Here is a 12,704-nt window from a genome sequence, read left to right on the forward strand (position 1 = left end):
TGCGTCAGTCCTTGCTCTTGCCGCCTGCAGCCGTCACCATCGCCTCGCCCTCCTCAGTCGCGGTGCGGATCGCCTGCTCGGCAATTTCGGTGGCCGAAGCGGCCAGCTTGTTCGTCTCGACCGAATAATCGGTCAGCATCTTCTGCCAGAATCCCTGCCACATCGCCATGGCCTCGGCGGGGCTGCCGGCATCGGCCAGTTCATCCAGCATCTCACGATCGCGCTCGAAGCGGGCCTTGAGAAACTCCAGCATCTCGATGTTGTGTTTCAGCAGCGACTCGGCCATCCGGGCCTGCGGCTTCATGAACATCGTCCAAGTCTCGGCCGACGGTGCCTTCATCATGGAGGCGAAGGTGATCGTCGACGGCGGGGTCTTCGTTGGCATGACTGTCCTCCTTCAGGCTTTCCAATGCAGGAACTCTAACACGTTTTTGCAGGTGCAGAATTGATCTGTGACAACCTCTGCGCGACCGGACGCACCGTCACCGCCCGGCGCCGCGCGATGGGCGCACACGATTCGAGGGAGGGCCGCTTCCCTCCCATGTTATCACCGCACATCATATCAGCATGTTGACAGTCTGGCCCCGCGGCAAGATCGCCCGACGGGCACGGGCACGGGCACGGGGCACACCCGTTCCCCCCGTGCCCGGACGGCAGACACTGGAGCGCAGGCGATTCGTCCCGCCGGGCCCCGCGGTGCGGTCTCAGTTCAGCTTGCGCAGCCGCGCGATCAGGCTCGAGGTGTCCCAGCGGCTGCCACCCATGGCCTGCACCTCCTTGTAGAACTGGTCGACGAGCGCGGTGACCGGCAGGCTCGCCCCGGTCTCGTCGGCGGTGGCAAGGCAGATCCCCAGATCCTTGCGCATCCAGTCGACGGCGAAACCGAAGTCGAAGGTGCCGGCCTCCATCGTCTTGTAGCGGTTCGACATCTGCCAGCTGCCCGCCGCGCCCTGGCTGATCGCCTCGACCACGTCTGAGATCGGCAGCCCGGCCTTCTCGGCGAAATGCAGCGCCTCGGAGAGGCCCTGCACGAGGCCCGCGATGGCGATCTGGTTGCACATCTTGGTCAGCTGGCCAGCGCCGGTCTCGCCCATCCGCCGGCAGGCCTTGGCATAGGCCGCGATCACCGGCTCGGCCGCGGCATAATCCGCCTCCGACCCGCCGCACATCACCGTCAGCACGCCGTTCTCGGCGCCCGCCTGCCCGCCCGAGACCGGCGCATCGACGAAGCCAAGCCCCATCGGCGCGGCGACCGCCGCGAGCTCGCGCGTGACCTTGGCCGAGACGGTGGTGTGATCGACGAAGATCGCATCCTGGCCCATGCCGGCGAAGGCGCCCTCGTCGCCCAGACAGACGGCGCGCAGATCGTCGTCATTGCCGACGCAGGCCATGACGAAATCGGCCCCCTCGGCGGCGGCGGCCGGCGTGGCCGCGGCCCGCCCGCCATGGCGCGCCACCCAGGCCTCGGCCTTGGCCGGGGTGCGGTTGTAGACCGTCACCTCATGTCCCTTCGCCGCCAGATGCCCCGCCATCGGGAAGCCCATCACCCCGAGCCCCAGAAATGCCACCTTCGCCATGGGTCTGCTCCCGCTTTCTTGCGCGAAACGCGCGTTGATCATTGGTCCTGCCTGACTTAGTAACCTCTCGTCCCGCCCCGTCAACCGACGCCCCCTCCCTCAGCCGCCGAGCCTGCCGATGTTCACCCTGTTTCGCTGGATGGTCCGCCTTGTCACGCTGGCGCTGGTGGCGCTTGTGCTGGTGGGCCTCGGGGCGTGGTATTTCGCCTCGCGCTCGCTGCCCGATTACAACGCGAGCTACAGCGTCTCGGGGATCTCGGCTCCGGTCGAGATCGTGCGCTCGACCGAGGACGTGCCGCATATCTTCGGCAAGACCGATGCCGACGTGTTCTTCGCCCTCGGCCTTGCCCATGCGCAGGACCGGCTGTGGCAGATGACCGTGCTGCGCCGCACCGTGCAGGGCCGTCTGAGCGAGGTCTTCGGCGCCGAAACTCTGAAGACCGACGAACTGATGCGCCGCCTCGACCTTTACGGCGCGGCGGTGAAATCGGTGGCGGCGCAGGACGAGCAGACGAAGGCCGCGCTCGAGGCCTATGCCCGCGGCGTCAACGCCTGGATTGAGCAGGTGAACAAGGGCGCCCTTGGCCGCGGCGCGCCCGAGTTCTTCCTGTTCAAGGCCGATATCGCCTATTGGACTCCCGCCGATTCCATCGCCATCCTCAAGCTTCTGGCCGCCGAAACGGCAAGCCAGGTGCAGACCGAGGTGCTGCGCGCGCGCGTCTCGATGCTGGGCCAGAACTGGGTGAAGGACATCCTGCCCGACGTGCCCGGCGCCGGCACCGCGGCGCTGCCCGATTACGCGAGCCTCTTTCCCGGCCTGCCCCCCGGGGTGAAGCTGGCCGATGCCGAGGGCGCGATGTCGCCCTTCCCGCCGCGCGACTTCGCCGGCGCCTCGAATGCCATCGCCGCCGCGCCGCGCCGCTCGGCCGCAGGCGGCACGCTGCTGGCGAACGACCCGCACATGGCCTTCACCGCGCCGTCGTGGTGGTATCTCGCGCGCCTCGAGCTGAGCAGCGGCGGCGTCATCGGCGCCACCATCCCGGGCATTCCGCTGGTGCTGAGCGGGCGCAACCCGCGGCTTGGCTGGGGCATCACCTCGGCCCATGTCGATGATCAGGACCTGCATATCGAGGAGTTGAACCCCGCCGATCCCGAGCGCTACCGCACGCCCGACGGCTGGAAGGCCTTCGACACCCGCCGCGCGATCATCGAGGTGAAGGACGCTCAGCCCGTCACCATCACCCTGCGCTGGACCGACAACGGCCCGGTGCTGCCGGCGGGCCATTTCAACCTCGCCGCGATCACGCCGCCGGGCGATGTCGTCTCGCTGAACTGGACCGCACTCGATCCCGCCGACACCTCGATGAGCGCGGGGCTCGCGCTGATGCAGGCGGGCTCGGTCGAGGCGGCGGTGGCGGCGGGCGAGCGCTACATCGCGCCGGCCGAGAACCTGATCCTCGCCGATGAGAAGGGCGTCGGCATGGTGACGATCGGCGCGATCCCGGCCCGCGATCCGGGCCACACCACGCAGGGCCGCATGCCCTCGCCGGGCTGGGAGACGGTGAACCGCTGGCAGGGCCGGCTGCCCTATGCCGACAACCCGCGCTTCCTGAACCCCGAGGGCGGCATCGTCATCAACACCAACAACAAGATGATCGACCGCCCCTTCCCCTACAACGTCAGCTTCGACTGGGGCGACAGCCAGCGCGTGCTGCGCCTGACGCGGCTGATGGGCGAGCGCGAGGTGCATTCGCGCGAAAGCTTCATCTCGGCCCAGCTCGACACCGTCTCGCCTGCCGCGCGCAACCTGCTGCCGCTGGTCGGCAAGGATCTGTGGTTCACCGGCGAGGCCGCGCCCGAGGGCACGCCCGAACGGCTGCGCCAGCGTGCGCTCGAACTGCTCGCCGCCTGGGACGGCGACATGAACGAGCACCTGCCCGAGCCGCTGATCTATGCCGCCTGGATGCGGCATCTGCAGAACCGGCTGATCCGCGACGAGCTCGGCCCGCTCGCCAACGAGTTCCCCCATCTCGAGCCGCTGTTCATCGAGCGCGTCTTCCGCAACACCGAGGGCGCCAGCCGCTGGTGCGACGTGATGCAGTCGGCCCCGGTCGAGACCTGCACCGACATCGCACGGATCTCGCTCGACGAGGCGCTTCTGGAGCTCAAGGCGAAATACGGGCCCAATATCGAAAGCTGGCGCTGGGGCGACGCGCATGAGGCGCTGCACGACCATGCCGTGCTCGGCAAGACGCCGATCCTGAACTGGCTGATGAACATCCGGCAATCGACCTCGGGCGGCGATTTCACCCTGAACCGCGGCCTGACCTCGGGCACCGGCGCCAACCCCTTCGCCAATGTGAACGGCGCGGGCTATCGTGGCGTCTATGACTTCGCCGATCCCGACAGCTCGGTCTTCATCATCGCCACGGGTCAGTCTGGCCACCCGCTCAGCCGCCATTATGACGACCTGTCGGACCTGTGGCGGCGCGGCGAGTACATCCCGATGTCGCTCGACCCGGATCTCGCCCGTGCCGCTGCCGCCGGCATCACCCGGCTGGAACCGGCCGCGCCCGACGACAAGTAAGCCCGCGGGGGCAAGGTAAAAGCCGCGGCACAGGGATCCCGTGCCGCGGCTTTTTGCTGTGCAAATTCTCCGGCCGGAGGCGCTTCCCCGCGCTCAGAGCGCGCGGAAGCGGTGCCGCTGGCTCGTCGACCAGTTCACGTCAAGGTCCCAGCCGTCCTTCGTCTCGCGCTCGCCGCGCACGACGTTCTGCTCGTGCAGCCAGGCGCGGGCGCGGCCCTGATCGAAGCCCAGGTGCAGCAGCTCGTCGTGCCGCTCCTCGCCCAGCCGGGTCTCGATCGCCGCGAGCAGCGGCTCGAAGCCCTCGCCGGTCAGCGCCGAGACCGCCTGCACGTCGCCGCGCCGCGCGTCCTGCACCAGAAGCGCCGCGCGGGTTTCCTCGGACAGCGCGTCGATCTTGTTCCAGACCTCGATCAGCGGCACGTCCTCGGACACACCCAGACTTTCGAGGATCTCGCCGACATCGGCCGCCTGCTCCTCGGTCTCGGGGTGCGCGATGTCGCGCACATGCAAGATCAGATCGGCCTCGAGCACCTCCTCGAGCGTCGCGCGGAAGGCCGCGACCAGCTCGTGCGGCAGGTCCGAGATGAAGCCCACCGTGTCCGACAGGATCACCTTGCGCCCGGAGGGCAGCGTGATGCCGCGCATCGTCGGGTCGAGCGTGGCGAAGAGCATGTCCTTCGCCAGCACATCCGCCCCGGTCATCCGGTTGAAGAGCGTGGATTTCCCGGCGTTGGTATAGCCAACGAGCGCGACGATCGGGAACGGCACCTTGCGCCGCGCGGCCCGGTGCAGCTCGCGCGTCTTCACCACCTTGGCGAGCTGACGGCGGATCTTGATGACCTGCTCGTCGATCGCGCGCCGGTCGGCCTCGATCTGCGTCTCGCCGGGGCCTCCGACGAAGCCGAAGCCGCCGCGCTGCCGCTCGAGGTGAGTCCAGGCGCGCACCAGCCGCGTGCGCTGATAGCTGAGCGCGGCAAGCTCGACCTGCAGCACGCCTTCACGCGTGCGGGCTCGGTCGGCGAAGATCTCGAGGATCAGCCCGGTCCGGTCGAGGAGCTTCACCCCCCAGTCCTTCTCGAGGTTGCGCTGCTGCACCGGCGTCACCGGCCCGTCGACGAGGACAAGGTCAACCTCGGCCGCCTGCAGGCGCTCCTTCAGCTCGGCAAGCTTGCCGGTGCCGAACAGATGGCCGGGGTTGGGTTTCGGCAGGCGCACGACCTCGGCGCCGACAACCTCGAGGTTCGGCAGGGCCGCCGCCAGCGAGACCGCCTCGGCGAGGCGGTGCTGCGGCAGACGGCGGGCATCGGCCGTCTTCAGATCGGGATGCAGGACCCAGGCCCGCGTGGGCCGTGCCTGCGACAGGACGGGATCGCTCAGTCTTCGCCCTCGTACAGAGAAATCGGCTGACCCGGCATGATCGTCGAGATCGCGTGCTTGTAGACAAGCTGGCTCTGGCCATCCCGGCGCAGCAGCACGCAGAAGTTGTCGAACCAGGTGATCACGCCCTGCAGTTTGACCCCGTTGATGAGGAAGATCGTGACCGGAACCTTCGTCTTGCGGACGTGGTTGAGGAATGCGTCCTGCAGGTTCTGTTTGTCGGCAGCCATTTTTATTATGCCTTCGTGTTTTTGTCGCGCGCCGGCCGCGTTGCTGCGTCCGTTGGAATCAGTATGCGCAAGAGTGGGGGAGATTCCACCCCCAAAAACAGCCCGTTACCCCATGCGCGCCAAAGATAGCGCTCGCAGCCCGTTCAGCCGCGCCAGAACTCGGGGTTGAAAAGTGCAATGATCGCGAGGGTTTCGAGCCGGCCAAGCACCATCGCCGCGGCCAGAACAAATTTTGTCGCGTCGCCGAGGTCCGCCCAGCTCAGCGGCGTGTCGGCGGCAAAGGCCGCCAGCGGGCCGGTGTTCGACAACGCCGCGATCGACATGATCGTCGCCGGCTCGAAGGCCAGCCCGGTCAGCGACACCGCCATCATCACCACCGCGATCGACATCGCGAAGAGCATGAAGAAGATCCAGGCGATATAGGCGCCCTCGCGGCGCAGCTTGCGCGCCGTGGGCCCGCCGCCCGCGATCGAGGTCGGGTGGACGAGCTTGTTCAGCTCGCGCTCGCCGTGGCGCAGCAGCGCATAGACGCGCAGCAGCCGCACGCCCCCCGCCGTGGTGGCGATGCCGCCGCCGGTGATCGCCAGCCCCGCGAGGATCAGGCCGGGCGTGCCCAGCCCCGACCAGTGCCGCGCGTCGTCCCAGCTCGCGCTCTCGAAGCCCGTGGTGGTCAGGAAGGAGAGCGCGGTGAAGAGGCTCCCCCAGAGCGAATGCAGCACCGGGCCGAAGGCCGTGGGGGTTTCGACATCGAGCGCCGCGATCCAGTGCCGCATCAGCAGGAAGGCCGCCACCATCCCCACCAGCACCGCGGCGAGCCACAGCTCGGGGTCGTCGCGCAGCTTTTCCGAGGCCCGCAGCTCGCCGCCGCCCGGCCAGAGCCGACGCGACAGCGCCGGGATCAGGAAGAGGAAGATCAGCATCTCGCCCACGAGCCCCGCGGGCGCCCCGGCGACGCCGGTCAGCGGCGAGATCCCCGAGGTCGCCAGCGTCGACATCGCATGACACAGCGCGACGAGGGAATCATCGCCCGCCATCATCAGCAGCAGCCACAGCAGCGCGGTAAGCCCGGCATAGGCGGGCAGCAGCACGCCCGCGTAATGCACCACGCGCTCGCCCGGCTCGGCCGCGCCGTCGCGCAGCAAGGAGGGCGCCTCCCCCCCCGAACTGTTGCCGGCAACGAAAATCTCGAAGCCCCCGAGACGCAGCGGGGCGAGCACTGCGATCGCCATCACCAGCATGAAGAAGCCGCCCATCCAGCCCACCAGCGCGCGCCACAGGTGAAGGCTCGGCGCCAGCCGGTCGGGGACGTAGAGCGTGGCGCCGGTCGTCGTCAGCGACGAGACCATCTCCCACCAGGAATTGTAGAGCCCGGTGTCGCGCACCGATTCGTTGAACGGCACCGCCAGCACCACCGGCAGAAGCACGAAGGCCGCGAACATGGTCAGCAGATGCGTGCGCCCCTGATGCCCCTTCGGGTTCGAGGCGGTGGCGAGGGCGAGCAACGCGCTCAGCATCAGAAACAGCACGCCGGAATAGAAGAAGGCGCGCGACACCGCGTAGTTGCGCAGCACGAAGGCATGCGCGGCCGGCACCAGCATCGCCGCCGCCGCGATCGCGATCAGGAAGACGAAAAGCGGAACATGGCGCAGCTTCTGCAGCATCGCGCCGCCTCAGAAGAAGTCGATCGACACCTGCAGCAAGCGCTCCACCACCGGAACGTCCGCCGCAAGCGCGAAGAGCACGATGACGTCGCCCTCGTCGACCTTGGTGTCGCCGCCCGGCTTGACGATGCGGTCGCCCTTCATCAGCGCCCCCATCAGCACCCCCTCGGGGAAGTCGATGTCGCGCAGCAGCCGGCCTGCGATCGGCGAGGTGCCCAGCACCTGCGCCTCGATCACCTCGGCCTCGGCATCGCCGATCGAGTAGATCGCCCGCACCCGGCCGTGGCGGATGTGGCGCAGGATCGAGCTGACCGTGGTGGCGCGCGGGTTGATGTAGGCGTCGATGTCGAGCGGCGCCATCAGCGGCACCATCGTCGGGTCGTTGACGAGCGAGATCGCCATCTTGCAGCCCGCCTGCTTCGCCCGCACGGCGGCCAGGATGTTGGTCTTGTCGTCGTCCGTCACCACCAGCACCGCGTCTGCGCGGTCGATGTTCGCTTCCTCGAGCAGCTCGGCGCTCATCCCGTCGCCATTGAGCACGATCGTGCGTTCGAGCGCGTCGGCCGCGCGTTCGGCATTGGCGCGGTTCTTCTCGATGATCTTCGCCCGCACCCGGTCCGAGCGCGCCTCAAGCGCGCGGGCAACGCCAAGCCCGACATTGCCGCCGCCGATGATGACGATGCGTTCCTGCTTCTTCGTCGCCTTGCCGAAAATCTCGAGGGTGCGGTTCACATCCTCGGTGAAGGCGAAGACATAGATCTGGTCCTCGGCGAAAAGCTGATCGCCCGGCTCGGGGGCGAACAGACGGCCCTCGCGCCGCACACCGACGACCAGCGCGCGCAGCGTCGAAAAGAGGTCGGTGAGCTGGCGCAGCGGGGTGTTCAGCACCGGACAGTCCTCCTCGAGGACGATGCCCAGAAGCTGCACCCCGCCGTTGAGGAAGCTCTCGGTGTCGAAGGTCGCGGGCGCGTTCAGCCGCTGCAGCGCAGCCTCGGCCACTTCGCGTTCGGGGCTGATGACGACGTCGATCGGCAGATGGTCGCGGCGGTAGAGATCGGCATATTGCGGTGCCAGATAGGTCTGCGCGCGGATCCGGGCGATCTTGCGGGTGACGCCGAAGACCGATTGCGCCACCTGGCAGGTCACCATGTTGACCTCATCCGAATGGGTTGCGGCGATGATCAGGTCGCAGTCGCGCGCGCCGGCCTTTTCCAGAACGTCCGGATGCGAGGCAAAGCCCGCCACGCCCTGCACGTCCAGCGTGTCCGAGGCGCGGCGCACCAGTTCGGCATTGCTGTCGACGATCGTGACGTCGTTGCGTTCGCCCGCCAGATGGCGCGCGATCTGCCAGCCGACCTGTCCCGCACCGCAGATGATGACCTTCATTCCGTCCTCCGACTGGCCGTCTGGCTGTTGTATGCGCACAGCCCCCGACGGTCAATCACGGCGCCCGGACACCGCACCCTGCCCCGGCTGCGGCCGCTCCGCGGGGAGTATTTTCACAAGGAAAAGCCGAAGGTCCGAAAGACCTTGCCTCAGGTTTTTCCTGGCCCAAATACTCCCGCCGGAGGCGATCGGCGGCTGCGGCCCGCGCGCAGCTCAGAGGTCGTCGTCCTCGTCGTCCTCCTCGAGATGGGCAACGCGGCCGCCGGCCTTGGCCGAGGTGACGACGCCCAGAGACTTCAGCTTGCGGTGCAGCGCCGAGCGTTCCATGCCGACGAAGGCCGCGGTGCGCGAGATGTTGCCGCCGAAGCGGTTGATCTGGGTCAGCAGGTATTCGCGCTCAAAGAGTTCGCGCGCCTCGCGCAGCGGCAGCGTGGCCAGCGCCCCGCCGAGCACGATCCGCCCCTCCTCGGCCGGGCTGCCCTCGCCCGGCAGCTCGCGCGCCTCGATCGGGCCGGTGCCCTCGCCGAGGATCAGCACCCGCTCGACGATGTTGCGCAGCTGGCGGATGTTGCCCGGCCAGTCCATCGTCTGCAGCGCCGCCCCCGCCTCGTCCGAGACCTCGCGCGCAGGCAGGCCCTGGGTGCGGTTGAAGGCCTCGATGAAATGGCGGGCAAGCAGCGGGATGTCCTCGCGCCGTTCGCTCAGCGGCGGCACCGCGATCGGCACCACGTTGAGGCGGTCGAACAGCTCCTGGCGGAAGCGGCCGGCGGCAATCTCGGCGGACAGGTCGCGCGTCGTCGAGGAGATCACCCGCAGATCGACCCGCACCTTGTCGGCGCCGCCCACCCGGGTGAACTGCTGTTCGGTCAGAACGCGCAGGATTTTCGACTGGGTGCCCGAGGGCATCTCGGCCACCTCGTCGAAATAGATCACCCCGCCATGCGCCTGCTCAAGCAGCCCCTTCTCGATGCCACGCTCGGAGGTCTCGCGGCCGAAGAGCACCTCTTCCATCCGCTCGGCGGCGATCGAAGCCGAATTGACGGTGACGAAGGGCGCCGCGGCCCGGTTCGAATGCTGATGCACGAAGCGCGCGGCGGTTTCCTTGCCCGAGCCCGGCTCGCCGGTCAGCATCACCCGGCCGTTCGACTTCGTCACCTTGTCGAGCTGGTCCTTGAGCTTGCGGAAGGCGGCCGAGGCGCCGAGCATCTCGCCCGAATGCAGGTCGCGCCGGCGCAGCGAGGAATTCTCGCGCCGCAGCCGGGCGGTCTCCATCGCGCGGCCGATCACCACCATCAGCTGGTCGATGTTGAACGGCTTCTCGATGAAGTCATAGGCGCCCTGCTTGATCGCGGCGACGGCGATCTCGATGTTGCCGTGCCCCGAGATGATGATGATCGGGATGTCCGGGTTGTCGCGCTTCACCGTCTTCAGGATGTCGATGCCGTCCATCCGGCTGTCCTTCAGCCAGATGTCGAGGATCATCAGCGCCGGCGCCTCGGCGTTGATCTGCTCCATGCACTCGTCGGAATTCGCCGCCAGACGGGTGGCATAGCCCTCGTCCTTCAGGATGTCTGCGATCAGTTCGCGGATGTCCTTCTCGTCGTCGACGATCAGAATGTCACTCATGGGTCCCACTGTCCTTGATGGCGCGCTGGCCCGCCCGGGCCCGCGGCAGTCTGATTTCGGCGAGCGCGCCGCGATGCGCGCCCTCGGCAAAGGCCGGTGCATCGGTCAGCACCAGCGTACCGCCATGTTCCTCGATGATCTTCTTCACGATCGGCAGGCCGAGCCCGGTGCCCTTCGCCCGCGTCGTCACATAGGGCTCGAACAGCCGCGAGCGGTCGGGCGGCAGGCCGATGCCATTGTCCATGATGCGGATGGTGACGGCGTCGGGCGCGGCCTCCATCGCGACCCGTACCTCGGGCACCCAGCCCGCAGGCGCGCCCTTCTCGGCAAGGCTCTCGATCGCCTCGCCGGCGTTCTTGATGAGGTTGGTCACCGCCTGCGAGATCATCGTCGCGTCGAGTTCCACCACCACCGGATCGGCCGGCAGGTCGGAGACCAGCTTCGCCCCGTGCAGCGCGCCCTCCTGCAACAGCACCGCGTCGCGCATCAGCCGCGCGAGGTCGTGATCGCGCCGGTCGGGTTCGGGCATCCGGGCAAAGCGCGAAAACTCGTCGACGATGCGGCGCAGGTCATTCGTCTGCCGCACGATCACCCCGGTGAGCTGTTCGAGCGTCTCCAGATCCTCGCCCGAGACAAGGCGCGAATATTTGCGCTTGATCCGCTCGGCCGAGAGCTGGATCGGGGTGAGCGGGTTCTTGATCTCGTGCGCGATGCGGCGTGCGACATCGCCCCAGGCGGCCATGCGCTGCGCCGAGACCAGCTCGGTCACATCGTCGAAAGCCACCACATAGCCCTCGCGCTGGCCGTCTTCGCCGCTGCGCACCGCCATCCGCACCAGCAGGCTTTCCAGCCGCCCGCCGCGCGAGATCCGTACCTCTTCTTGCACGACAGGATGAAAACCATCCTGCAAACGATGGAAAAGGCTTGAAAATTCAGGAACAGCCTCGGAAAGGGAAAGGTCGTGATCCTGGCCCGGGGCAAGCTCCAGCAAACGCATTGCCGAGCGGTTGAGGAAATCGAGCCGGCCCTCGGCATCGAGGCCGATCACCCCCGAGGTGACCGAACTCAGCACCGAATCGAACAGCCGCCGGCGCTCTTCGGTCTTGCGGTGCGAGGCGATCAGCGCCTCGCGCTGGCCTTTCAGCTCGCGCGTCATCCGGTTGAACACGATGCCGAGCGTGGCGATCTCGTCATCGCCCTCATCCTCGATCACGCGGGCATCGAGATCGCCTGCGCCGACCCGCTCGGCGGCCGAGGCGAGCCGCCCGATCGGGCGCGACAGGCGCTCGGCGAACCACAGCCCGACCCAGACCGCGGCGAGGATCAGGATCAGCGCAAAGCCGATGTAGACGAGGCCGAACTCGAACAGCACCCGGCCGCGTGTGGTCTCAAGCTGCTGATAGAGGTGCACGGTCTCGCGCGTGCTGTCGAGAAGCGACAGGATCTGGCCGTCGACGGTGCGCGAGACATAGAGATAGCGATCGACGAAGGCATCGAGGCGAACGAGCGCACGCAGCTCGGAATTCGGCCAGTCCTCGATCAGGACGGTGCCGCCCTTCTGCGCCTCGACGATCTTCTCGGGCGCGGGCTTCTCGAAATCGAAGAGATAGCTGCGCTCGCCGCGGGCGATGATCTCGCCGGTGCCGTCGATCACATAGGCTTCCTTCAGCCCACGCTGGATGCCCGCCTGTCCGGCAACCAGCAGCTCGCGCAGGTCGCCGTCCGACATGAAAGTCGCGGCCTGCCGGCGCAGGTTCAGAAAGCCCGCGAGCGCCTCGGCATCGGACACGATGTCGCGCTTGTGCTCGTCCTGATAGGCCTCAGCCGCGGCGAGCGAGGTGCCGACAACCGAGCGCACCCGGTCGGAAAACCAGCCCTCGAGGCCGATGTTCACGGTGAGCCCGGCAAACAGCGCGACGAGGATCGTCGGCACCAGCGCGATGCCGGCGAAGACGCCGGTGAGCCGCAGCGTCAGCCGCGAGCCCGAGGCACGGGCGCGCCGCGCCGCGATCATCTGCGTCAGGCGCATCACGATCAGTCCGGCGAGCAGCAGGAAATAGACGAAATCGGCAAGCAGCGTCAGCCGCAGCGCATTCGAATCGGCGCCCTGCCCCATCGGCCCGAGCACGAAGGAGGTGCCAAGTGCGAGCACCGGGCCCAACACCGTGAGCCCGAGCGCAAAGCCGTTCTGCACCCGGCGCTGGCGACGCAAACGAACAAGCCTGCCCCACGCGCTGCGATCGACCGTGCCGTGCAAAAT

The 12,704-nt window shown here is 67.9% G+C and carries 9 protein-coding genes; 1 reads left to right on the forward strand and 8 read right to left on the reverse strand.

The annotated features are described in order from the left end of the window. Positions 1-4: 4 nt before the first annotated feature. Both EOW65_RS16815 and EOW65_RS16820 read right to left on the reverse strand, forming a co-directional pair. Entirely contained in the window at positions 5-385 is a 381-nt protein-coding gene (locus EOW65_RS16815; protein WP_128151406.1) for a phasin family protein, read from the reverse strand. Between the two features lie 319 nt (positions 386-704). Continuing rightward, positions 705-1,577, reverse strand: a complete 873-nt coding sequence (locus tag EOW65_RS16820; RefSeq protein WP_128151408.1) for an NAD(P)-dependent oxidoreductase — start codon at positions 1,575-1,577, stop codon at positions 705-707. A gap of 118 nt (positions 1,578-1,695) precedes the next feature. Between EOW65_RS16820 and EOW65_RS16825 the strand changes: the two genes are divergently transcribed. After that, positions 1,696-4,164 carry a penicillin acylase family protein gene (locus EOW65_RS16825; protein WP_128151410.1) on the forward strand — a complete coding sequence of 823 codons (2,469 nt, stop codon included), beginning with the start codon at positions 1,696-1,698 and terminating at the stop codon, positions 4,162-4,164. A gap of 93 nt (positions 4,165-4,257) precedes the next feature. Here the strand turns inward: EOW65_RS16825 and hflX are convergent, their stop codons facing one another. The 6 genes from hflX to EOW65_RS16855 form a co-directional block, all read right to left on the reverse strand. Then, a complete protein-coding gene (hflX, locus tag EOW65_RS16830) occupies positions 4,258-5,541 on the reverse strand; it encodes a GTPase HflX (protein ID WP_128151412.1) in 1,284 nt (427 codons plus the stop codon). After that, the gene (hfq, locus tag EOW65_RS16835) at positions 5,538-5,771 is read right to left on the reverse strand and encodes an RNA chaperone Hfq (protein ID WP_107323454.1); all 234 of its coding nucleotides are present in this window, start codon (positions 5,769-5,771) and stop codon (positions 5,538-5,540) included. The genes hflX and hfq overlap by 4 nt, the downstream gene beginning before the upstream one ends. 143 nt (positions 5,772-5,914) lie before the next feature. Continuing rightward, entirely contained in the window at positions 5,915-7,432 is a 1,518-nt protein-coding gene (locus EOW65_RS16840) for a TrkH family potassium uptake protein (protein WP_128151414.1), read from the reverse strand. A gap of 9 nt (positions 7,433-7,441) precedes the next feature. Continuing rightward, entirely contained in the window at positions 7,442-8,818 is a 1,377-nt protein-coding gene (gene trkA, locus EOW65_RS16845; protein ID WP_128151416.1) for a Trk system potassium transporter TrkA, read from the reverse strand. A gap of 213 nt (positions 8,819-9,031) precedes the next feature. Further along, on the reverse strand, positions 9,032-10,444 hold the full coding sequence (ntrX, locus tag EOW65_RS16850) for a nitrogen assimilation response regulator NtrX (protein WP_128151418.1): 1,413 nt from the start codon (positions 10,442-10,444) through the stop codon (positions 9,032-9,034). Further along, entirely contained in the window at positions 10,437-12,701 is a 2,265-nt protein-coding gene (locus EOW65_RS16855; protein WP_128151420.1) for a sensor histidine kinase NtrY-like, read from the reverse strand. The genes ntrX and EOW65_RS16855 overlap by 8 nt, the downstream gene beginning before the upstream one ends. Positions 12,702-12,704: the final 3 nt, after the last annotated feature.

Origin of the sequence: Paenirhodobacter ferrireducens (genome assembly GCF_004022265.1) — a bacterium.
Classification (GTDB): Bacteria; Pseudomonadota; Alphaproteobacteria; order Rhodobacterales; family Rhodobacteraceae; genus Rhodobacter; species Rhodobacter ferrireducens.